Raw genomic sequence first — 22,960 nt, 5'->3', positions numbered from 1 at the left:
GCTGCGCTGCCCAACTTTACCCACCATTGCCTGCCGAGGCGACCTGCTCGTTTCCGCGCACTTGCGGATTGACGGTCTCACCAGGGTTAAGGAAACCGGCGGCATAGAGCACGACCTTCTCATTGCCGGCCAAGCCCGAGGTGACGGTGATACCGCTGGCATTCACGCCACCGGTTTCAATATCGCGGCGTTCAACCTTGTTATCCTTGCTGACGATATAGACATAGGCGCCTTTGGCATCGCTCTGGATCGCCGATTCCGGCAGCACCGGAGAATCCGTCGCGCCGCTAACAATCGCCACGCTGCCAAAACCGCCCGGTCGTATCGCCGGATCATAAGGCAAGGCAATCCGGGCGATACCCTGACGCGATTGTTCAGAGATAATCGGTGCAACCTGCCAGACCTGACCTTCAAAGCTCTTACTCGTACCGGTCGGGGTAACCTTGGCTGTGACACCGTTGGACAGCCCGGCAAGATCGCTCTCACTTAGCTGGGCCCGCAATTCCATCTCGCCGCCTGCAGCCATACGGAACAAGACGCCCGATCCTGCGCCGACAACCTGACCCGGCTCGACATTACGTTCCAGCACCAGTCCGCTGGCAGGCGCGACGATGTTCAAACGGGCATTGGCGGCTTGCCGTTCGCGCAACCGCGCCTTGGCGACTTCCAGCCGTGCAATAGCCTGATCGCGGGTTGCGGTGCGCTGGTCAACATCCGCCTGCGAGATAAAACCACGTCCGACAAGCTGCTTGGCGCGTTCAAGCTGGTTTTGCGCCAGTTGAAGATCAGCTTCGGCGACGCCGATCTCTGCGGCAAGCGCGCGCGACTGCTGATTCTGGACGGCTTTGTCGATAATCGCCAGCGCCTGGCCCTGTTTGACCCATGTGCCAGGTTCAACCAGAACGCGGATCACCTGGCCGCCTTCCCCGGCGACGCCAATCGGCATTTCGCGGCGCGCGGCAAAAGTGCCAGTGGCGTTGATAACCCGCTCCACCGTGCTGCTGCCCGGAACGACAACCGTCACAGCCTGGCTGCTGCCCTCATCCGCACCCGCGGCGACACTCGTCTCTCCCGCGCCGGTGCCTGAAAAATACACGATGCCGCCGATGATCACAGCCGCGGCAACAATAGCCGCAATGATTAGATTGCGACGACCGCTAGAGCCCTTCAACTCGTCCTGTTCCACATCGTGAAGCGGTGACTCGACCGGCGTTTCAATACGCTCGCCGCTAATCTTGGTCTCGTGTTTCATTCAGCACTTCTCTCAATTGCATCTATGCAGCCCTCACCCGGTGATTAGGGGTTGGGCTTGCCGGTTCATAACTCCCTGATGAACCGGACAGCTATCTTCGCATTTCCTATAGTGTATTATCTCAATAATGCACCGTGTGCAAGATTGCTGTTCATCCTAGGTTCGTAATATGCCGCGAGCACTGGCGATGCAATTCCGCCCCATGCCACTTGTCGAAGAGATCGCCTTGTTTGTCTTGCGGAACGACAATTTTCTGCATTTTCACCGATGTGACACGCAAAAGCGCCCGGGCGCGGCATATCCGGCCCAGGCGTTTTAGGCTTGTGTTTCCCTGGCGAGATTCGCCGGTGGTCGCGTTTTAGCGAACCTTGCCGCGCTGGATCAGGTTCAGCACACCCAGCAGAATGACGGCGCCGACAAAGGAGGTGAACAGGCCACTTAGGGAGAACTGCTGAATCGTGCCACCGAAACCGAAAAAGCCGCCGACCCAATTGCCGATGCTCGAGCCAATAATGCCGACCACGACGTTCCAGAAAATGCCCATACTGGCATCGCGGTTCATCACCATGCTGGCCAACCAGCCTGAGATACCGCCTACGATAATTGCAACAATCCAACCCATTTTTGTGTCCCTCTGCTTATCTGAAGAGCCTGAAAACATCATAGCGATCTATGATGACAGGCCAAAGACGTCGCGCCTTTGCCAGAATGGCTGGTTTCAGGCAATGGACAACGCCCAAGCCAGTGGCACCATTATAGCGTTGCACCAGCCATTCAGCCACTGAGTCGCGAAAAGCCATATATTTTTCAGATGGTTCTGGGAAAGAGGTGCAGGATCAGGTTGGCATGTAAAACCTGATTATAGGACGCGCATATGCGCATTGCTTCTAAGCTATTGGAGGGAGTTGGAGCTTGAGATCCAAGTCATGCATCCTGACCCTAGTTATTCTTCAGTATTTCTGCTGCCGTTCGTAGAGGTCGCGATAATGCTGAATGCGGGTGACGCGCAGGCCCGGCATTCCCGAACGGTCAACCGCGCGCTGCCATGAGGCAAATTCTTCCAGAGTGAGATCATAGCGCTCGCACACTTCATCAATGGTAAGCAGTCCACCATTGACCGCAGCGACCACCTCAGCCTTGCGCCGAACCACCCAGCGACGGGTATCGCGCGGGGGAAGCGTGTCCAGCGTCAGCGGTTCGCCCAAAGGCCCGATGACCCGGTCCGGCTTTATTTTCTGATTCTCAATCATGCGGTCCTCAATCTCATTCTCATCATCATGCCCCGTTTTCTTGTCCGCCATTCTATACGTTCCAGCCTTTGCCAGATGCTAAATGCGCAAGGTAAACAGGATGGTAACCCTTTACGTCAGTTGCTTTGCCCTCTCGCTGCATCACTCTGCTCTATGTCATCCCCCGGAGGCAAAGGTTGAACAGCATCGGCGAAACTGCCCATTCCCTGATCAGGCCGGGCCGCAATGGATACATTGCCTTTGCCCAGCATTTCGATCCTTCGGGGCCATTGCCAATCATCGGTTTCCGATGCTTTTGCCTCAATATCTGATGAATGATGCGACTTTGCGGCGCTTTGGCCAATAGCGGATACGCCCAAATTGGACTGACCTGCCACGGATATGGCGGAATGTGACAGCGCAATCAGCTCGGCATAGGTCACCGGACGCAATTCTCGCCGTGTCTCGGCAAGCGCCGGATCATGCGGCCAATGCGCTGGCCGCTTATGGGGGAAGTTCATATCCATGTATCAGCCTATATATCGGCACTCTCTAAAGTCCGGTAAAAGCGGCATTGACGGCTGATTAGTCTTGGTTAATTTTGTCTTGCCGACCCCATCAGAATGGCGCAGTCTCTTTGCGCGCCGAGCCTGTGAAAAGCTGATTTAATGGCTCCAACCGGCATCTGGCGACCGCGATTCACGCAAATACTGGCAAATCTGGCAGAATCACCCTATGTGGCGCGCATGGTTGACACTCTCTCACCAATGATAAGGCAGCAGGCTGATTTCCAGCTGGGCGAAGACCTGTCCGGCAAGCGCATCGTGGTTGCGATGTCGGGTGGGGTGGATTCGTCCGTGGTCGCCGCTTTGGCTGCGGCCAGTGGCGCAGAGACGATTGGCATTACCTTGCAGCTCTATGATCATGGCGAGGCGGTGAATCGCACCGGCTCCTGCTGTGCCGGGCAGGATATCCGGGATGCGCGGGCTGTCGCCGAGCGACTGGGCATTGCGCATTATGTCTTTGATCACGAAAGCCGCTTTCGCGATTCTGTGATCGACAATTTTGCCGATGAATATCTCGCCGGGCGGACGCCGATCCCGTGTATCCAGTGCAATATGGGGGTGAAGTTCACTGACCTGCTCAAGATGGCGCGTGATCTGGGTGCCGATTGTCTGGCCACCGGTCATTATGTCCGCCGTGTTGTCGGCGAAGATGGCCGGGCGCAACTGCATCGCGCCTTTGATCCGGCGCGCGACCAGAGCTATTTCCTGTTTGCCACCACCGATGAACAGATTGACTATCTGCGCTTCCCGCTGGGCGATATGCCCAAGCCGGTGGTGCGCGAGATTGCTAAAGAAATGGGACTTGTCGTGGCGCTGAAGCCCGATAGTCAGGATATCTGCTTCGTCCCCGATGGCGATTATGCGCGCATTGTTCGCAAGGTGCGGCCCGAAGCCGAGACTGTCGGCGATATCGTTCATATTGATGGCCGGGTTATGGGCCAGCATAAGGGGCTGATCCACTATACCGTGGGCCAGCGTAGAGGTCTGGAGATTGGCGGCCAGCCTGAGCCGCTTTATGTCATCCGTCTTGATGCGGCCAAGCAGCAGGTGATTGTCGGCCCGAAAATCGCGTTGGCTGTGCAGGCTGCTGCAATCCGCGATGTGAACTGGATTGGCGGAGCGCCTGATGAGGACGCGCATGAAGAGCTGACCGTCAAAGTGCGTTCGCTTTCCAGACCGGTTCCTGGGCGCATGGATGGCAATGTCATCCGCTTCCTTAAGCCGGAATATGGTGTGGCACCAGGTCAGGCGGCGGTGGTCTATGCTGGTGATCGCGTCCTCGGCGGCGGTTGGATTGTCTCTACCGAGCCTTGGCAGAACGACCAGACCCATGTTGCCTGACGCTCCTTGAGCGGATTTGATACAATTTTGCTCATTGCAGGTTCATATGCGGGATACCATATCCTGTAGGTTATTATATTGCTGTCAGACCTGTTGACACATGCGCAATGATAATTGCGGTTAACGGATTTGGCAATTTCGCAACTTTAGCGCATGATGGTCATGCGTTTGGGCGCGGAATATGCGATATTGTAACCATGCGCACGGCATAATGAATCGCAAAGGACTTGTTTGATGGCTGCCTCTCGTCTTTTCTCATCCAATCTTATTGGCGCTTCGCTGCTGGTCACCGCCTTGGCGACCATTCCAGCGACTACAGCGGCTATTTCCGCAGTGGATGCGAAATCCTATGACGGGATGGAAGAGTTTCTCACCGTGCTGCAACGTGTTCGCATGGACTATGTCGATGAGGTGACCGAAGAAGACCTGATGCGCGGCGCGATTGATGGTATGCTCTCCAGCCTTGATCCGCACAGTTCCTTTCTCGATGCGCATGATTTTGAGAATCTACGCACCCAGACCGAAGGGTCCTATGGCGGCCTTGGCCTCTCGGTGACGATGCAGGATGGTGCGGTAAAGGTCATCGCGCCGACCAAGGACACCCCGGCGTTCAAGGCCGGTATCAAGGCTGGCGACTTTATCACCCATCTCGATGGCAAGCTGATCTTTGGCGGCACGCTGGACGAGGCGGTTGATCAGATGCGCGGCGAGGCGGGCACAACGATCAACCTCACCATTGTCCGCCCCGGTCGTGACAAGCCTTTTGATGTCGATATCACCCGTGCGATTATTGAACTCACCCCGGTGACCTGGGAGATTGAAGACAATATTGGCGTCATCAGCATTTCCAGCTTTACCGCCGATGTTGGTGCGGATGTGCGCAATGCGATCAGCGATATTGAAGAAAAGCTGGGTGGCAAGCCTGATGGTATCGTGCTTGATCTGCGCTCCAATCCGGGCGGCCTGCTTGATGAGGCTGTGGCGGTGAGTGACGTCTTCCTGGACAAAGGCGAAATTGTTTCCCAACGCGGTCGGCGCAAGGGCGATATTGAGCGCTTCTTTGCGCGGCCCGGCGACTATGCCCGCAATTTGCCGGTGATTGTACTGGTCGATGCTGGTTCTGCCTCGGCTTCGGAAATCGTGGCCGGTGCGCTGAAGGATCATAATCGCGCGCTGATCATGGGTAACCAGACCTTTGGTAAAGGCTCGGTGCAGACGCTGCAGCCTCTGTCGCGCACCACTGCGCTGAAACTCACTACGGCGCGTTACTTCACGCCCAATGGCAAATCGGTGCAGGAGGGCGGTATTCGCCCCGATATTGTTGTGCCGCAATTGTCCGACCCGGATTACAAGACGCGTATCCGTTTCCGCGAATCCGATCTGCGTGGTCATCTGATCAATGAAGTCGATATTGATGATGATGTGCTTGAAGATGATACCGTTGAAGATCCGCGTTTCTCGACCAGCGCTGAAGAGCTGGAAGAGAAGGGCGTAGAGGACTTTCAACTGCATTATGCGCTGGAAACCATTGGCCGCACCACAGAGGCCAGCGCGCGTCTGGCTGCGCGCACCGGTGGTAACACGCGCAAGAACTGACCGTATTACTGCGCGAATTGAAGGATACCCATGAGCAATAAATGGGCGAGCCTGCTGGCATTTGTGCTGCCATTGGGACTTATTGCGGGTGCGCTGATCAGCGAATATGGCTTTGGTCTTTTCCCGTGTGAAATGTGCATGTGGCAACGCTGGCCGCACTATGCCGCCATTGTGTTGGGCGGATTGGCGCTGGTGCTGAACCGCTCGGTGATGGCTCGACCGCTGACATTGCTCGCTGCTCTCGCTATCCTGATTTCAGGTACCATTGGTGGTTTCCACGCCGGGGTGGAATATGGCTGGTGGGAAGGGATCACCTCTTGCGCATCCGGCTTTGAGCAGGGGTTGGACGCGGCGCAGACACTCGATGCGATCATGGATGCGCCGATAGTGCGTTGTGACACTGCACCGTGGAGCGTGTTCGGTATCTCCCTGGCGGGCTTTAACTTCCTCTTCTCGGTCTTTGGCGCTATTATCATCTTCATGATGGCGCGCAGCAGCAAGGGTGCATGATATATGGCGGATAAGGCGGAAATAGACTCGATGATCCGTGTCGATCAGGCGGGAGAATTTGGCGCGACCCGGATTTATGAGGGGCAGCTCGCGGTCATGGGCAATCGCCACCCTTCGGCGCGCGCTATCGCTGGTATGGCAGAGCAGGAAAAGGTGCATCGCGAATTTTTTGACAAGCTGATTGTCGAGCGCGGCGTGCGCCCAACGGCTTTACAGCCCTTCTGGGATGTAGCGGGTTTCGGTTTAGGTGCCGCAACCGCGCTGATTGGCCCGGAAGCCGCTATGGCCTGCACCGTCGCGGTCGAGACCGAGATCGACAAACATTATCAGGATCAGCTTGATGAACTGGGCGACGCAGACCCGGAATTGTCCGAAGCCATAGCCAAATTCCGCGAGGAAGAGCTGGAGCACAAGCATGAGGCGCTGGAGCAGGGCGCTGAGCAGGCACCTGCTTATCCGCTGATGACCGGAATGATCCGTCTTGGATGTCGTGCCGCGATTGCCCTTGCCAAGCGCGTCTGAATTGCGCCAAATGCCTTTTAAGCGAGAGGCGGGGGCTTTCACCAATCATTCAGCCACATTCGCCTAATCGCCATAAGGAACATGCCGGGACCATTCCCGGTCCGGCCTTGCAGGCCGCGTGACGGAGATTGATATGCCCAAGGGTCCACTTATTGTTGCAGCCACATTCGGCCTGATTGCCGCGCCAATTCCGGCATGGGCGCAGTCCGAGGTTCCCGCCGATGTCGCCGAACGGATCGTACAAAAGCCCGTTTATGGCGATGATGAGTGTGAGCCTTCGGTTGATGCGGACGAGATTGTGGTTTGCGTCCGCTTTGATGAGTCAGAGCGTTATCGCATTCCACCCAATCTGCGCGGTGACCCGAATGACCCGAAAAACCAGGCTTGGGCGTTGCGGGTGCAATCGCTTGAAACCGTTGGCGCAACGGGAACGAACAGTTGTTCCCCTGTTGGTGTTGGCGGGTTCACCGGCTGTACCACCCAGTTGATCAACAATTATTATTCGGCACAGCGTAACAATGCCGATGTCCAGGCAGGCCGTCTAATCGAGCAAGCGCGCCAGGAACGCTTGTCGCGTATTGATGAAGAAGCCGCGCTGGTCGAAGCTGCCGAGCTGGAGCGCCAGTCCGAGCTGGAGGCCTATCGCAAACAGCGCGAAGCGGAAGAAGCCGCGGCTGCACAGGCGGCGGGCAGCGATGTGCAATTGACGCCAGATAATCCCGGATCAGATGACAGCCTTACGGTGCCACCCACAGCAGAAGACGCGCCGCCTAGCTGAGATTTTTCCGGTGAAATGGGACCGTTAGCCCTTCGCTGTAGAACGGATGCTCCGATCAGTTTTGCACGTTGGAACAAATTTGATATTCAGCCATTTGTAGCTTACCGAGGATTGTGTGAGAGCCTGACGGTCTCTAAACCGCAAAGCATGGCGTGCAGCTAGGCACTATTTGTAATGGCGAGTTGCGGTCGCAGGCTATTTTCCCAACTCCGCCGCCAATCGCTCCATAAACATAACCCCCTGCGCCATTTGCTCGACTGCGATCCATTCGTCCGGCTGGTGCGCTTGTTCTATGGAGCCGGGGCCGCAGATGATGGTGGGGAAGCCGGCTTGCTGGAACTGGCCGGCCTCGGCGGCGTAGGAGACTTGGCCGGCGGGGCTGTTATCGCCGGGTTTTACCGCGGGGCTGAGGCTGCGGGCCAGGGTTTCGGCGGGGTTGTGTTCTGTCGGTGCCAGCGGCGGGGCGTTGGCGATTTGGGTGAGGGTCACGCCGCCCTCTGAACATTGCGCGCCTATCGCGGCGTCGGCGCGGGCTATGTCGGCGCGGAAGGGGACCAGCACTTCCTCGGCGGTGATGCCGGGCGGGCAGCGCAGATCAAAGGTAAAGCGGCATTCGCGCGCCAAGATATTGGCCGCGGTGCCGCCCTGGATCGTGCCGATGGTCAGCGTTGCATGCGGCGGGACAAAGCCGGAGCCCGCAGGCGGATTGCCCTCCAGCGCCAGCGCCAGTTCGCGCAGTTCGGCCATCAGATCGACCGCCACCATGGTCGCCGAGACGCCGAGATGCGGCAGGCTGCTATGCGCCTCCTTGCCGGTGACATGCACCTCATAGACATTGATGCCCTTATGCCCGCTGATCGGCTGCATCAGGCTCGGCTCGCCGATAATCGCGCAGAGCGGCGGCGCGATGGTCTCGGCCAGCCGCGCGATCATCGCCGGGGCGCCTTGACAGCCAACTTCCTCATCATAGCTGATCGCGAGATGGACGGGTTTGCTCCCCTTGACGAACAGCGGCACGGTGGCGAGCGCCAGCGCGAGAAAGCCTTTCATATCGGCGGTGCCGCGGCCATAGAGCCGGTCTTCGCCTTCCACTTCGCGCGGCGTCATCGTCCATGGGTCGCTGGTCCAGGGCTGGCCATCGACCGGCACGACATCGCTATGGCCTGAGAGGATCACACCGCCGGGAACTTCGGGGCCGATAGTGGCGAAGAGATTGGCTTTTTTAACGCCATCTTCGCCGGGCGTATTGGCGACGCGGCTGGCGCTGACGCCATGTTGCGCCAGATAGTCCTCGACCCAGGCGATCAGCTCAAGATTGGAGCCGCGCGAGGTGGTGTCAAAGCTGATCAGCTTTTCAAGGATTTCCAGCGCCGAGGTGAGCAGGGGAGAGGAGGTCATAGGCCGCGCCTTGTTTCAAGATAAGTGGCAAAGCTGGCGAGCCAGTGGCTGCCCGAATAATGCTCATCGCTGACCGCGGCGATGCCGGTTTCCTTGTGCAGTTTGGCGGCTGCGGTGAGCGCGGCGGCGCGCGGGTCATTGTCGGGCAGGGCGGAGGCAATGCCCTCCAATGCCCAGGCGCGCGACAGGTTGACGCCATCAAGGTGCACCAGCTTGCCATCGCTGGCATCGCGCACCACGCCGGGTTCTAGCCAATTGGCGGAACCATCGGTGGGGATGGTGGGCAGGAAGCGGCTGAGCCATGCACTGTATTCGGCTTGCGGCATCACCCGCCGCATAAGGTCTGCCTCCATCAGACAGGGCGAGAGGAAGTCCTCACCCGATGGCTCATAGGCAAGCGGGCAGTTCACATCGTCTTTATGGAATTCCAGCGCCTTGTCGGTCAGCGCCTTTTCCAGCGCGCTGTTCTCGACGGTGCGGGCATAGTCGAGCATCAGGCCAAAGGCGAAGGCGGTTTGGTTATGGGTGCCGAGCCGTATCGGATAGGCGAGCTTGGGCAGCCATTGCATGATTTGCGCGACAATCGCGTCCTCCAGCGGTGCGAGGGTCTGGCGGTATTCGCGCAGCTTGGGCTCATCGCTTTCATGCAGTTCGGCAACCAGTTGCAGATACCAGGCAATGCCATAGGGCCGCTCAAAACTGCCGCGATCTTCACCTTGATAATAGGCGAGTTCGCCTCCGATATTGTCCTCGGTGAAGCTGCGGTCGAGCGCGGTGATGATCGCCTCGCGCATCGCCTCGCCGCCGGGGCTATCGGGATCAGTTTTAAGGATACGCACCAGCAGCCAATGGCCATGCACCGAGCTGTGCCAGTCAAAACAGCCATAAAAGGCGGGGTAAAGATCACGCGGCGCGGCGACATCGGCTTCGCTGTCGAGCACATGGCTGATCTTGTTGGGATATTGCTTATGCACACAGGCCAGCGCGAAACTGGCGAAGCGGTCGGTGAGGACATCGGCGCGCGGTTCGGGGATGGCGGCGGTGCCGGCTTCGGCTTCTTGCTGCTCAAGATCGATCCGCTTGCAGGCGTTCAGCGAAAGCGAGGCGAGGGCGGTGGCGGCCAGAAGAACAGAAATGCGCATCGCTCTGTTCTAGTCGCGCGCCATATTACCGCAAGGGGTTAGCCGATCCTCCCCGGGACGGGGAGGGGAACCAGCGAAGCTGGTGGAGGGGCACAGGCAGAATAGTCAATAGGCCGCTACATTGGCAAAGTCGCAAATCACTCAGGCCAAGCGCCTCTCATCTTCAGAGGGTTTGGATCATGCCGAGGGTGCCCCTCCACCAGCCTTCGCTAAAGCTCCGGCTGGTCCCCCTCCCCTAAAGGGGAGGATATGCTCAGGACGTCTTCACGCTTTCCACCCAGTCCTTGATCTTCGCTTCCAGCACACTCATCGGCAGCGCCCCGGTGTTGAGTATCTGGTCGTGAAATTCACGTGGATCGAACCTGTCACCCAGTTCGGCCTGTGCTTCTTTTTTCAGCCGCTGGATGGTCAGCGCGCCGATCTTATAGGCGACCGCCTGGGACGGAATGGCGATATAGCGCTCGACCTCGGCAGTGGCGTCGGTCTCGCCCATGGAGGAATTGTCGAGCATATATTGGATCGCCTGTTCGCGGGTCCAGCCTTTGGAATGCAGCCCGGTATCGACGACCAGCCGCATCGCGCGCAGCATCTCGTCGTCGAGATGGCCAAGCCGCTGATACGGGTCGTCAAACAGGCCCATGGGGAAGCCCAGCTTCTCCGAATAAAGCGCCCAGCCTTCAACATAGGCGGTGTTGCCGCCAAAGCGCATAAAGGCGGGCAGGTCATCATTCTCCTGCGCCAGGCTGATCTGGAAGTGGTGGCCTGGTGCACCCTCATGCAGATACAGCGTGGTCTGGCCCGGCGTAGTTCGGCTGGGCAGATCATAGGCGTTGAAATAGAAGATACCGGGGCGTGAGCCATCAGGCGTGCCCGACTGATAGGAACCACCTGCCTGAAACTTCTCGCGGAACGGCTCATAAGGGCGGATTTCCAGCGGCGTTTTGGGGATCACCTTGAACTGGGTTTCGATCACCGCATCGACCTTTTTGCCAAGATCATAATAGGCCTGAGTCAGAGCCTCGCGGCTTTCCGGTTTGAACTGCGGGTCGGTGCGGATGAAGTCGAAAAACTCTTTCAACGTGCCATCAAACGCGACCTCATTCTTGATCGCTTCCATCTCGGTGGTGATGCGTGCGACTTCGCTGAGGCCAAGCTCGTGAATCTCATTGGCGGTGAGCGGCAGGGTGGTCGTCTGTTCGAGCAGATGTTGGTACATCCTGTCGCCGCCTTTCATATAAGAGAGGCCAACGCCATCGCGCGCTTGCGGCAGATAGTCATCGCGCAGATAGTCGCGCATCCGGGTATAGACCGGATAGATACCCTTGGTGATGATATCGCGATATTCGGCGGTCAGGCGCTCCTTATCGGCTTCGCTAAAGTCCTCGGGAAAGCTGTTTATCGGGCCGTAATAGGGGCTTTCCTCCGGCGCCTGCGCAAGCTGGGTATCGAGCTGCTCAATAACATTGCGAATGGTCAGCTTGGTTTCAAAAACGCCCGATTCTTCGCCCTGTTTGAAGCGCTCGATGCTGGCATCCATCAGGCGGATAAAGCCCCGATGCCGTTTCAGATTATTCTCATAATCGGTCACCGTCTTGAACGGCGCGGCTCCCTTGCCTGAGGCGAATGTCGGATAGAAGGTGTGAAAGCCGGAGAAATGGTTGAGCGGGCGGACGATGGTGAGTGGTAAAATCTCGTCGGAATAGCCTTTCAGCGAGGATTCCTGATTGCGCTTGAACACCTGATAGGCAATCGCATCGACGCTGTTGAGTTTCGTGGTGTCGATCGCGGCCAGCGCCGCCAGATTGTCTTCGGCGGCTTTCTTCTCGGCTTCATTATAGGCGTCAGAAATATAGTCGCCAAATTGATCCGCATAACGCATATCGCCGCGGAACAGAGCAAAGAGCGGATTGCGCTTCAGATTGGCCTGGTCATCGGCAGAAAAAATGGCGCGCAGCTTCTCGCCTTCGGTCTGGTCTTCATGACTGTCAATCATGGCATCGGCTGCAGCGATGGCCTCGGGCGCCGCAGTGTTGGCAAAGGCACTGCCCGGCGCGGATACCGCTAGAGCAATAGTGGAGGTGGCGAGCAACATGGTCATGCGCATGATCTTGATCCCTTTGTAGAAATTTGCGCCGATTCTACGTCTTCGGGGTCGACCGGGCAAATGCGTCAGCCGAACCATCAGGACCGTTGGTCGATGTTTACTATACGTAATGATATATCGTTTTAAGTTCTCAAGTTAGGGGTTCGAGATGATCAACGATTAATCGTCTGCCCAAGGGCGTTCGCGAAACCAGTTGGTGATGATGTATTTCGTCCCCGCGGTCACCGGTGCGCCGATATGGGCGGTGTAGCCATTGGGCTTGCCTTCCGGGCTGAGATTGTTCCAGGCGAGCAATGTACCCGCTTGCGGCACCACGCCAAAGCCGAGATGGGGAAAATGGGTCTCGCCGCCGCCTTCAGGCTGATTGAGATAGACCATGGCCGTCCAGGTGCGTTGACCGGAACGGGACATTTCCCTCTCCCAATAGCTGGTGCGCTCATGGAAAAAGTCGTGATGCATCTTGAATTGCTGTCCGACCTGATAACGCTGCCCCTGAATCGTCTCACCATAGCCAGTATCAATACCGAGAAGCCCGGATATGCGTTGGGTAATCCGCTGGATTTCCGGGTCATGTCTTGAGAAGTTGCAGCTTGAACTGGTGCGAAACTCGTTGTCTTCAGAAGCATCATATAATGTTGAAGGCACAGCATCCTGATCGATCATACGGACCAGCATCCGGCAGTCATCGGCGGGCAGGAAGCCACACATGCTGTAAACCTGTGCTTTGTTGGTCTCAAAACGATAGACACGCGCGTTACGGTTCAGCCGATCACTGACCTGCTTGCCAAGTTTTGCGAGTTTGCGGGTGTTGGATTTCAGTGTCATGACACAGCATATGCTTATCGGGTTTGAATATTGCGTGACGCAAGATATTCATATGCCGCAGATAAAGCAGGATCTTTTCCTGCAGCATCAGTTTCACCACTTGTCAGTATCTGGTCAGGCATCCAGTTCTCGCGTCTCGTGCCATCTGCATGCATCAATCGGTCATAGGCAAAGTTCAGTGTCATGCAGCCATTAGGCAGTGTATGATTGTTGAGTGTCCCCAGCAAATCACCAAGATCGGTGCCAATGCTATACGCATTTGCGGCAGAATCCATGCCCATCGCAATGGCCTCACCAACACTGCCGGTCCAGCGACCAGCCAGAACAACCACGGGAACCGAGGGATTGGGTTGGCGGGGAAAAACATATTCTACCTGCAGCCGCTTGACGCCGAGAAAGTCGTTTTCATAAGCATTGATATGCTGCTGATACGGAGCTTCTTGCTGCACAAAATGCCCCATTATTGCGCGGGCGACGGTGGTATTTCCGCCGCTTGGTGTATCACGGAGATCAATAATGAAAGCGGCGGCATCGGCATGTTCCCCCATTAGCGTATCAAAAGCTGCAATGGTGCGGTTTTCACCAAGCTGGTTGTTGAAACGGAAATAGGCTGTTTCTCCCATGGCTTTGAAGGTTACAGGTTCCTTGGGGCGCTTATAGCTGGATAACCCCTTTGCCAAAGTCACCAAGCGGGCGGTCGTATCCGGTTGCCTGACAGCTATGGAGCGATCGGTGTTGGTAAACCCGGAGAGAAGTACGTTCACTGCATAGTCCAGCTGCTCGGCTGAAGGCGATTGGGTGACAGGCTCAAGCAATTTCGCGACGGCATCGGCTGTGGGCTCTCCGCCAATCGACAGAATTTCCATTCCCGGACGCAGACCTTTGGCATAAGCATCGCTGTCTGCTTTGACATCAATGAGCATGAACTTCCCAAGTTCATTTCGAGCAGCCCATAGGTCAGTTCCCGTGGGTATCCATGCGCGCTCGACAGGCGGTGCGGGACTCACATGGAAATGACTGTCGCGAAATGCATAGCCAAGGTTTTCTACTATGATTGAGAGCTCAGCAAGACTGTCCGCTTTCTCTGCGTTTCGGCCCGTATTCTCGAGCAAAGCATCATGATCCGATACGCGATCTAGATAGGCATAATTCTCGCGTAGTGCCTGCTCTATGTCTTGCCAGGCACTGTCGCTTGCAGCCCATTCATCACATTCAGAGGCCTCGTTTTCTTGCTGCGTTTCCTGTGCTGCCAATGGGAGAGGAAGGGATGCTAACGCTATGATTGATAGAAGGCTTTTTGCAGCTTTATTAATATGGCGACCAGTCAGTACATGCATTTTGAGCCTCGTTTATCCATCAGATAACCCTATTCTTGCCGATATCATGAAGCGGATAGGTCCATCTGCTGTTATTCATCACCCAATATATGGATAACCATGGGCTCGCCCAAAAGGCTTGACGAACCGGCCAGTGCATCGAGTGTCGCATTGACCTGACTTTCGGCACATTCATGCGTCACCATTGCGACCAGCACTGCATCATTTGGGCTGCGCTCTTTCTGGATCAGGCTTTCGATGGAGACATCGGCATCACGCAGGGCCGCGGTGATCTCGGCGAGCACGCCCGGCTTGTCTGCAACCTGAAAGCGCAGATAGGCGCGGCCGATGCGATGGCCGGACTCTGCCGGGGCGCATGGTTCCAGCGCTTTGACTGGCATGGCAAAGGCGGGCGACAGTTCGCCGCGGGCAATGGCGATAATATCGGCGACGACTGCCGAGGCGGTTGGTCCGTCGCCTGCGCCAGCACCCTGAAACAATAGCCGCCCGGAGAAATTGCCTTCGGCCACGACGGCATTGGTTGAGCCATCGACATTGGCGAGCGGATGGCTTTTGGGCACCAGATAGGGGTGGACGCGTTGGAACAGCTCGCTTGCCTTATCGCCATCATGGCGTTCAGCCAGACCGAGCAAGCGGATACGATAGCCCAGCGCATCAGCCTGGGCGATATCGGCCGCCTGTATGGCGCGAATGCCTTCAGTAGCCACCGCATCGAAATCGAGACGGCTGGCAAAGGCCAGGCTGGCGAGAATGGAAAGCTTATGCGCGGCATCAACACCATCAATGTCAAAGCTGGGATCCGCCTCGGCATAGCCCAGCGCCTGTGCTTCGGCGAGGACATCATCAAAATCGCGGCCACTGGTTTCCATGGTCGAGAGGATATAATTACTGGTCCCATTCAAGATACCGTAAATGCGTTCGATGCGGTTCGCCGCCGTGCCCTCGCGCACGCCTTTAATTGCCGGGATGCCACCAGCCACCGCCGCCTCATAATGTAGGGCGGCGCCATTGGTTTCGGCGAGTTCCGCTAGTTCTAATCCATGATGCGCGATCATGGCCTTGTTGGCCGTGACCAAGGACTTGCCATTGGTCAGCGCCTTCTTGGCCAAAGTCAGGGCAGGGCCATCGCTGCCGCCGATCAGCTCGACAATGATATCGAGTTCAGGGTCATCAGCCATTTCCAGCATATCATCGACCCAGCGATAGCCCCTCAAGTCAACGCCGCGATCCTTATTGCGGTCACGTGCAGTGATCGCGCCGATGCTGATGGTCTGGCCCGAACGGCGGGCAATCAACATCGCATTTTCCTCGATCAGCCGAATGACCCCGGTGCCGACCGTGCCAAGGCCGACAATGCCGATAGAGAGAGTGCGCGATGCCATGTGATTGTCCCGTTTCTTTATATGATTCGGCCTGTCTAACTTGGTCGATGCGAATTGCCAGCGCTAAACGCGTTGCCCGGCAAGGTTTACGTTGCGGCCCTTGCTTACTATATGCCGCACCATAGTCATGCCCGCAGCGCGATGATGTGCCAGCGGAGCAGAAACATCATTAGGAAATATCATGGCGACAGCCCAAACCCCTTCATCTGCCGCGGCGGCGGCAGCCAATAGTCCAACCCTACTTATCCTCGCTGGCAAGCGCGACGGTAAGCTCGACCCCTTGGCCGAAAAGGCCGGGGTCAGCCATAAATGCCGCGTGCCCATACAAGGCAAGCCATTGCTGCAATGGGTATTGGAAGCCGCAGGCGAGGCGTGGCCGGACAATCTTATCATCATCTCGATCCATGATCCGGAAGTGATTGCCGACCTTCCCGCCGTGGTTGCGCTCAAAAAAGCCGGGCGGCTTACTATATGTGAGGCGCAGGCGGGAATTGTCGAGAGCGTCGAAGCGGCGGTGGCCGAATCCGGGAACCGCTTCCCGCTGCTGATCACCACCGGCGATAATGTGCTGGCGACACCGGAATCGCTGCGTGAAATTCACGATCATGGCATCGCTACCGGTTCCGGGGCGGTTCTGGCCGTTGCGCGGCGTGAGGATATCCTGGCGGCGCATCCCGAAGGGCAACGGAAGTTCTATGAGTTTCGTGATGTCGCTATCGCCAATTGCAATGCCTATTGGCTCGGCAACGCCCATGCGATGCGTGCGGCTGAGGCGTTTCGCCAAGGTGGGCAGTTTATCAAGACCCGTGGCCGGATCGCCCAGGCCTTTGGCATTCTCAATCTGATTCGGTTCAAGCTGGGCTGGTGGTCACTCGACCAGATTATGGGTACGCTGTCACGCCGGTTCGGCGTTAAAATCACTGCGCATGTCTATGATGATGGTGCCTATGCCGTCGATGTCGATAATCAACGCACTTATGATGTGTGCGAGGAGTTGCTGGCGAAGCGCAAGCTCTGAGCTTGGCGCGGGCGCTATTCGCACGGCCCCAAATCGCGCAGCACCAGCGAATAGTCCTCCCGCGCTATCATATTGGCACGGTTGTCGGCGGAGAACAGCACATCATCGGGGATCTCACGCGGCAACCCGCAGGCAAGGCGGTACCATAAAGGCGTGTCGCGTCGGGGCCGCGTTGCCGAAGCGTCGACAATCTCGCTTAGCGATACCGCCCAGACCGGCGTTTGCCGCGGCCGCCGCAGAATCGAGATCGAGACTGGGTCACCATTGGGGGTGTTGAGAAAAATCTGGGTTTCGCCTTCGCCTTGCAGATTACCGGGGACGTGAAAGGCCTCTTTTACCCCGGTAATGACGGGTGGTGCGTCGGCTGCCAGCAACTGCTGTGTAATGGCGCGGACACGATCATTGAGCGTCTGTGACCATGGTTGCTGTGCATCTGGCCCCAGCAGTTGCAGCTCGGCAGGGGAACCGCCGCGCCGGGCGAACAACAAGAAGGACTTTTTCTTGATCTTTGGCGCTTTGCCACGAGCATCAAGCGGCATATCCACCAGATAGCGAATCGATTCGGGCAATCCGCCCTGACCGCGGATCAAACCGAGAATTTCGGCTTCTACATAGATTCGGACATTGCCGATTGCGACATTCGGAGCACGCTCTGGCGGCAATGTAATGGCTCGTTTTACACGCGCTGACGCGATGATATCAGAATTATCACTCAGTTGCGCCAACTTGGCATAGCTCAAGCCCGATGATGTCGAAGGCGATTGAGCAGCGCCATGATTTGCAACGAAAAACAGCGCTAATCCTAGAATAATCAAAAAGCCGGGACGCATAAGCTCGAAACCTTTTTGCACTGCACAATCGGATTTGGTAATGTTCAGAACGTGACTGTGACAGGGTTAATCCGATATGAATTTATGAAAGCGATTGCCTGCCTCGCTCACTGTCGTTAAAGCATGCGCATAACAAGAAAACAAAAATATTGCGGGTGGGCGTTAAACACAGTCAGTATGTGATGCTGTATTGCAGGGGGTAGAGTGATATTTGTCACCACGGTTCGCATATGGCCGAACAGGGCGTTTGGCTGTGATAAATCGCCCCTCTAAACGAACATGCTTAAGCTAAAGGGAGTGCTTTACTGAATGGCGTATGTTGATCAGGATATGACCGGAAACAGAATTGTTTCCGCAATTATCGTTGCTTTGACCATGGTCGCGCTAACCTATGCGCTTATCAAAGGCTTCGAAGTCGTTACCGGCAAGAAGATCCTTGATACGACCGAAGTCATCGACATTGAAGAAGAAGTGCCGGAACCTGAAGAAGAGGAACCGCCACCAGAACCCGAGAAACAGGCTGAGCCGCCACCAATTGTGACGCCTCCGCCGCCAATTCAGCTTCCGGCGCCTCCGCCGCCGATCCAGACGCAGCAGGAAATTCCTGATTCGTTTGTGCCGACGGAGCAGGCCGCGCCTGTGCCTGATCCTGGCCCAGCAGCCCCGCCTCCACCGCCTCCGCCGGTGTCAAAGCGTCCTAACCCTGAGCCACGCAACAATCGTGGTAGCTGGGCGAATACCAATGACTATCCGTCACGGGCTTTGCGTGAGGGTCGTGAGGGAACAACGCGCGTTCGTCTGACCGTGGGTGCAAATGGTCGCGTGTCGGATTGTGCAGTGACGGGCTCCAGTGGTCACAGCGATCTTGATGCGGCGACATGTAAGAATGTTAAGCGTCGTGCTCGCTTCCGCCCTGCACTGGACCCGCAGGATAACCCAATAACGGGGACCTATCCGTTCGCGGTGCGTTGGCAGATTCCACAATGATGCTTGGCGCAACACATTGAAGTTTATGGTTGATTTGCCCGGCCTTGATGGTGGGTTGGGCGCAAATTTTCTGAGAGGAAGATACGATGATTATTGAATTTTTGGCAGCTGCTGAAGTTCCAAAAACCGAATTTGGCTTTATGCAGGCGATGGAAGAAGGTGGCCCGGTTGCTTGGACTACCGCTGGTATCTTGGCCATTATGCTGTTTTTCTCGCTTTATATTCTGCTGGTAAAGCTGTTCGAGCAGAACAAGGTGATGAAGCAGGGAAAAGAAGCCAACCGTTCGTTCTGGCGTACCAAGTCACTTCGTGAAGGTACGGCCAAGCTGGAAAAGAACTCTGCCTATAAGCAGCTCGTTGACGATGCTATTCAGGCTGATGAAGAGCATGCCAAGCTCACCGATCCTATGGAAGCACATGATTGGCTGCACGGTTCGCTGACCCGCTCGGAAGACAGCATCAATGCCAAGCTGGCCGGCGGACTGCCGTTCCTCGCAACCGTGGGTGCTACGGCTCCGTTTATCGGTCTGTTCGGTACGGTTGTTGGTATTTACCGCGCACTGATCAAAATTGGTGCCAAGGGATCGGCAGCTATTGGTGACGTTGCCGGCCCGGTTGGTGAGGCGCTGATTATGACCGCCTTTGGTCTGCTCGTCGCTGTGCCTGCTGTGCTTGCCTATAACTGGTTGCAAAGCCGCAACAAGCGGATCGCGGAGAGCCTGCACTCATTCTCGACCGATCTGCTCGCCTATATCGCTTCTGACGGTAAGGTTGTTCCAGAGACTGCGGCTCCTGCTGCGGCCAAGAAGCCAGCGCCTGCTGCTAAGCCAGCCGCTGCCAAGCCTGCTGCGACCACAACGCCTGCAGGCAAGAAGTAACTGACAATATCGGAGACGGCCCGCACTATGCGGGCCGTAGCCAATATTCCATAAGCTGACCGTCATGATCTTTCATGACGTTAGGCAAAAGCTGGAAACAGGATTACGTTATGGCAATCAGTATGGGAGGCGACGGCGCGGAAACGCCGATGTCCGACATTAACACCACACCACTTGTGGATGTTATGCTCGTTCTCCTCATTATCTTCCTTATCGCCATCCCGGTGGCGATTCAGACGATTGAGAACCTCGAACTGCCGATACAGGAATATGAGCCTAATGAAACCAAGGCTGAAAATGTTCTGTTGTCGGTAACGTCCACCGATTCTTCTGGTCGTAGCCCGGGTGATGCCGGTTATGAGGGGGCTTCGCAGGGTGGCGAGTGCCGCGTCTACCGCAATGTTACCCCCGTTTCATCGACCGAATTGCAGGAATGGGCGACGGATTATATCGAAAAATTCGTCGAAGATCGTGGTGGCATTGAAAATATTGAGCCCGAAGATGTGCCCGAGGCGCATATTCGTGGGGACGTCGATGTGCCTTATCGCTGCATCGGTGGCGCGATTTTCATCATGCAGGCTTCGGGCTTCCCGAAGGTTGGCTTTATTTCTGAACCCAATACCGGAGGCTGACAAAGCCTGTGAGTGCCGGAGCTTGGTCTTCGGCCCGTCGCTGAAGCGACAAGAGTTTAAGGAGAGCCTGTTATGGCAATGAGTGGTGGTAAAGACGACGGCAGTCCAATGATGGATATGAACACGACGCCGTTGATCGACGTTATGCTCGTGTTGCTGATCATGTTCATCATTACCATCCCGCCGCAAATGCACGCGGTGAAGCTGGACCTGCCACAACCGGACGACAGTCAGAATGTCCCTCCGGTTGACCCGGTGCGGAACAAGCTGATTGTTTCACCCGATGATTCCCTGTTGTGGAATGGCGAGGCAGTTAGCCTCAGCCAGGTCGAAGAATTGCTGGCGCGGTCAATGGCGATGGATGTGGAACCGGAACTACAGTTCCAGCCTGATGCGGTTGCACGCTATGAGCGGGTTAATCAGGTACTGCGGTCAATTAAGGTCGCCCAAGTGACGAAATTCGGTTTCGTCGGTAATGAGCAATATCGCGTCTTTACCGAGGGCTGACACTGGTTTGACCTGATCGATCAAACTCAGAAAATAGGAAAAGGGTTGCATCGCAAGATGCAGCCCTTTTTGTTTCACGCGGAGACGCGAAGGCGCGGAGAAGATAGGCTCGCTACAATGAGTGTCAGGCGACCTGAGACCATGGAAGTGCATATCTATGCAAAGCACGCCAAGATAATCAAAGAGAATGCTTGCTAACTATGCTCCCTCCGCGCCTTCGCGTCTCCGCGTGAATATTGCCTCCTATGAGGGAGAGATAACAAAGTGTCGCACAGGCAAGGCGTTGCTCCTAAGCCCTCAGCATTTACTTAGCGGCTACCGCTTCGGCACGTGGAGGCATATCAAATTGCAGGCTCGCCAAGCGCGCATAGAGCCCTTGGCTCGCACTGAGCTCGGTATGATTGCCCTCCTCAACTATCCGCCCCTCATCCATCACCACGATGCGGTCGGCGGCACGGATGGTGGCGAGGCGGTGGGCGATGACCAATGTGGTGCGGTTTTCCATCAGACGGTCAAAGGCCTGCTGCACTAACTGTTCGCTCTCGGCATCGAGCGCGGATGTCGCCTCGTCGAGCAATAATATCGGCGCATTACGTAGCAGTGCGCGGGCTATAGAGATGCGCTGTCGCTGGCCGCCGGACAGCCGCGTCCCCGCTTCACCGAGATAGCTGTCCAGGCCTTCAGGAAGAGCGCGGATAAACTCGGCGGCATTGGCGGCTTCGGCTGCGGCCCAGATTTCCTCGTCACTCGCGTTCCAGTTGCCATAGCGCAGATTGTCACGCGCCGAGGCTGCGAACAGCACACTCTCCTGCGGCACATAGGCCATGCGTTCGCGCACATCTGCCGGGTCAGCTGAGGGCAGGGCAACGCCATCGATACGGATAGTCCCCGCTTCGGGGTCATAGAAACGCTGTGCCAGTTGGAATATCGTGGATTTGCCCGCGCCTGAGGGGCCGACAATTGCCACTGTCTCGCCCGGTGCCACGGTCAGGCTGAAATCCTCAATCGCGGGAATGTCCTGCCGCGTCGGATAGCGGAAGGTGACCTTTTGGAAACTCAGTTGCCCACGCGGTGGCAATGGCAGGTCCACCGGCTTGGCAGGAGCAGCAATATCGGGTTCGGCGTTGAGCAACTCATTCAGCCGCGAAGAAGCTCCGGCGGCGCGCAGCAGGTCGCCATAGACCTCAGTCAGTGCGCCAAAGGAACCCGCGACTAGCACCCCGGCAAAGATAAACGCCGCGATGGTACCACCGGTCAATCGACCTTCGACAACATCGACTGCGCCTTGCCACATAATCCCGGTAATCGCCCCAAAGATAAGCGTAATAATTACCAAGGTCAGCAGCGACCGCAGTTTGATGCGCTTTTTCGCGGTCTCAAAGGTGCGTTCGACCGATCCGGCAAAGCGTTCTGCCTCGCGCTCCTGCTGACCGAAAGCTTGTACGATCTTCATCGCGCCCAGCGTTTCAGTTGTCGTCGCGCCGACATCGGCGACGCGATCCTGGCTCGATTTGGAGACATTCTCCAGCTTGCGACCAATGATGACAATAGGAACAATAATCAGCGGAATACCGATCAGCAGATAGGCAGTAAGCTGTGGTGCGAGATAGAACAGATAGATAATCCCGCCGATACCGACGACGAGATTGCGCAAAGCGACCGATACGGTGGTGCCGACAATCTGCTCGACAATCGCAGTATCGGCAGTCATGCGCGAAGCGATTTCCGATGGCCGGTTCTCCTCGAAAAAGCCCGGCGACTGGCGCAACAGATTGCGCTGCACCGCCAACCGGATATCCGCGACCACGCGCTCTCCAAGCCATGAGACAAAGTAAAAACGCAGCGCTGTGGCCACGGCCAGCACCACGACAATCAGCAACAGATAGTGAAAAAACGGCGCAATATCGGCGGCATTTGTACCCAAAGCGGCAAAGCCGTCATCGACGACTTTCTGTAATTGGCGCGGGATTGCCAATGTGCCCAGCGCCGCCACCAATAGGGCTATGCCGGCGAAAAGGATCTGCTTGGGGTAGCGGGTCGCATGCCGCCAAAGCAGCGTCAAATTGCCTAATTTTCGGATCGAACGACCGGACTTATCGTCGCCGTCGGTGTTTTTTGCCATGGCA

Annotated in this window: 22 protein-coding genes; 10 read left to right on the top strand and 12 right to left on the bottom strand. The window is 56.7% G+C overall.

What is annotated here, in order from left to right:
* Positions 1 to 16: 16 nt before the first annotated feature.
* The 4 genes from RB602_RS13660 to RB602_RS13645 all read right to left on the bottom strand — a co-directional run bounded on the left by RB602_RS13660 (position 17) and on the right by RB602_RS13645 (position 3,002).
* Positions 17 to 1,252: an efflux RND transporter periplasmic adaptor subunit gene (locus tag RB602_RS13660; RefSeq protein ID WP_317081272.1), complete on the bottom strand. Its 1,236-nt coding sequence runs from the start codon at positions 1,250 to 1,252 to the stop codon at positions 17 to 19.
* A gap of 358 nt (positions 1,253 to 1,610) precedes the next feature.
* Entirely contained in the window at positions 1,611 to 1,874 is a 264-nt protein-coding gene (locus RB602_RS13655; protein WP_317081271.1) for a GlsB/YeaQ/YmgE family stress response membrane protein, read from the bottom strand.
* 328 nt (positions 1,875 to 2,202) lie between these two features.
* Positions 2,203 to 2,502, bottom strand: coding sequence for a CtrA inhibitor SciP (gene sciP / locus RB602_RS13650; protein WP_317084559.1), 300 nt, complete (start codon positions 2,500 to 2,502; stop codon positions 2,203 to 2,205).
* A 116-nt stretch (positions 2,503 to 2,618) separates the two neighbouring features.
* Complete coding sequence (locus RB602_RS13645; protein WP_317081269.1) at positions 2,619 to 3,002, bottom strand: hypothetical protein; 384 nt, start codon at positions 3,000 to 3,002, stop codon at positions 2,619 to 2,621.
* 225 nt (positions 3,003 to 3,227) lie between these two features.
* Here RB602_RS13645 and mnmA point away from each other — a divergent pair, with 225 nt between their 5' ends.
* From mnmA to RB602_RS13620, 5 genes are all read left to right on the top strand, one after another.
* Positions 3,228 to 4,388, top strand: coding sequence for a tRNA 2-thiouridine(34) synthase MnmA (gene mnmA / locus RB602_RS13640; RefSeq protein WP_406568375.1), 1,161 nt, complete (start codon positions 3,228 to 3,230; stop codon positions 4,386 to 4,388).
* Positions 4,389 to 4,622: 234 nt separating this feature from the next.
* The gene (locus RB602_RS13635) at positions 4,623 to 5,984 is read left to right on the top strand and encodes a S41 family peptidase (protein ID WP_317081267.1); all 1,362 of its coding nucleotides are present in this window, start codon (positions 4,623 to 4,625) and stop codon (positions 5,982 to 5,984) included.
* Between the two features lie 30 nt (positions 5,985 to 6,014).
* The gene (locus tag RB602_RS13630) at positions 6,015 to 6,494 is read left to right on the top strand and encodes a disulfide bond formation protein B (RefSeq protein ID WP_317081265.1); all 480 of its coding nucleotides are present in this window, start codon (positions 6,015 to 6,017) and stop codon (positions 6,492 to 6,494) included.
* A gap of 3 nt (positions 6,495 to 6,497) precedes the next feature.
* A complete protein-coding gene (locus RB602_RS13625; RefSeq protein WP_317081264.1) occupies positions 6,498 to 7,016 on the top strand; it encodes a demethoxyubiquinone hydroxylase family protein in 519 nt (172 codons plus the stop codon).
* Positions 7,017 to 7,149: 133 nt separating this feature from the next.
* Positions 7,150 to 7,794, top strand: a complete 645-nt coding sequence (locus RB602_RS13620) for a hypothetical protein (protein WP_317081263.1) — start codon at positions 7,150 to 7,152, stop codon at positions 7,792 to 7,794.
* A 195-nt stretch (positions 7,795 to 7,989) separates the two neighbouring features.
* On the opposite strand, the gene argE is transcribed toward RB602_RS13620, so the two are convergent.
* The 6 genes from argE to RB602_RS13590 form a co-directional block, all read right to left on the bottom strand.
* Positions 7,990 to 9,192: an acetylornithine deacetylase gene (gene argE, locus RB602_RS13615; RefSeq protein ID WP_317081261.1), complete on the bottom strand. Its 1,203-nt coding sequence runs from the start codon at positions 9,190 to 9,192 to the stop codon at positions 7,990 to 7,992.
* Positions 9,189 to 10,334, bottom strand: a complete 1,146-nt coding sequence (locus RB602_RS13610) for a DUF2891 domain-containing protein (protein WP_317081259.1) — start codon at positions 10,332 to 10,334, stop codon at positions 9,189 to 9,191. The genes argE and RB602_RS13610 overlap by 4 nt, the downstream gene beginning before the upstream one ends.
* A 253-nt stretch (positions 10,335 to 10,587) precedes the next feature.
* Positions 10,588 to 12,438, bottom strand: a complete 1,851-nt coding sequence (locus RB602_RS13605) for a DUF885 domain-containing protein (protein WP_317081258.1) — start codon at positions 12,436 to 12,438, stop codon at positions 10,588 to 10,590.
* Positions 12,439 to 12,597: 159 nt separating this feature from the next.
* Positions 12,598 to 13,263, bottom strand: coding sequence for a prolyl hydroxylase family protein (locus RB602_RS13600; protein ID WP_317081256.1), 666 nt, complete (start codon positions 13,261 to 13,263; stop codon positions 12,598 to 12,600).
* Between the two features lie 14 nt (positions 13,264 to 13,277).
* A complete protein-coding gene (locus tag RB602_RS13595; RefSeq protein ID WP_317081255.1) occupies positions 13,278 to 14,600 on the bottom strand; it encodes a S41 family peptidase in 1,323 nt (440 codons plus the stop codon).
* A 71-nt stretch (positions 14,601 to 14,671) separates the two neighbouring features.
* A complete protein-coding gene (locus tag RB602_RS13590) occupies positions 14,672 to 15,982 on the bottom strand; it encodes a homoserine dehydrogenase (RefSeq protein ID WP_317081253.1) in 1,311 nt (436 codons plus the stop codon).
* 181 nt (positions 15,983 to 16,163) lie between these two features.
* Here RB602_RS13590 and RB602_RS13585 point away from each other — a divergent pair, with 181 nt between their 5' ends.
* Positions 16,164 to 17,000, top strand: coding sequence for a nucleotidyltransferase family protein (locus tag RB602_RS13585; protein WP_317081251.1), 837 nt, complete (start codon positions 16,164 to 16,166; stop codon positions 16,998 to 17,000).
* Positions 17,001 to 17,014: 14 nt separating this feature from the next.
* On the opposite strand, the gene RB602_RS13580 is transcribed toward RB602_RS13585, so the two are convergent.
* Complete coding sequence (locus tag RB602_RS13580; protein ID WP_317081249.1) at positions 17,015 to 17,740, bottom strand: hypothetical protein; 726 nt, start codon at positions 17,738 to 17,740, stop codon at positions 17,015 to 17,017.
* 399 nt (positions 17,741 to 18,139) lie between these two features.
* Here RB602_RS13580 and RB602_RS13575 point away from each other — a divergent pair, with 399 nt between their 5' ends.
* The 4 genes from RB602_RS13575 to RB602_RS13560 all read left to right on the top strand — a co-directional run bounded on the left by RB602_RS13575 (position 18,140) and on the right by RB602_RS13560 (position 20,834).
* Positions 18,140 to 18,817, top strand: coding sequence for an energy transducer TonB (locus RB602_RS13575; RefSeq protein WP_317081247.1), 678 nt, complete (start codon positions 18,140 to 18,142; stop codon positions 18,815 to 18,817).
* Positions 18,818 to 18,903: 86 nt separating this feature from the next.
* On the top strand, positions 18,904 to 19,695 hold the full coding sequence (locus RB602_RS13570; protein ID WP_317081245.1) for a MotA/TolQ/ExbB proton channel family protein: 792 nt from the start codon (positions 18,904 to 18,906) through the stop codon (positions 19,693 to 19,695).
* A 110-nt stretch (positions 19,696 to 19,805) separates the two neighbouring features.
* Positions 19,806 to 20,327 carry an ExbD/TolR family protein gene (locus RB602_RS13565; protein WP_317081243.1) on the top strand — a complete coding sequence of 174 codons (522 nt, stop codon included), beginning with the start codon at positions 19,806 to 19,808 and terminating at the stop codon, positions 20,325 to 20,327.
* Between the two features lie 72 nt (positions 20,328 to 20,399).
* Positions 20,400 to 20,834, top strand: coding sequence for an ExbD/TolR family protein (locus RB602_RS13560; RefSeq protein WP_317081241.1), 435 nt, complete (start codon positions 20,400 to 20,402; stop codon positions 20,832 to 20,834).
* Between the two features lie 304 nt (positions 20,835 to 21,138).
* Here the strand turns inward: RB602_RS13560 and RB602_RS13555 are convergent, their stop codons facing one another.
* The gene (locus RB602_RS13555; protein ID WP_317081239.1) at positions 21,139 to 22,956 is read right to left on the bottom strand and encodes an ABC transporter transmembrane domain-containing protein; all 1,818 of its coding nucleotides are present in this window, start codon (positions 22,954 to 22,956) and stop codon (positions 21,139 to 21,141) included.
* Between the last annotated feature and the right edge of the window lie 4 nt (positions 22,957 to 22,960).

Source organism: Parasphingorhabdus sp. SCSIO 66989, assembly GCF_032852305.1.
Lineage (GTDB): Bacteria > Pseudomonadota > Alphaproteobacteria > Sphingomonadales > Sphingomonadaceae > Alterisphingorhabdus > Alterisphingorhabdus coralli.
Note: the sequence above shows the minus strand (reverse complement) of the source record. Positions and strands in the feature narration are given on the sequence as shown.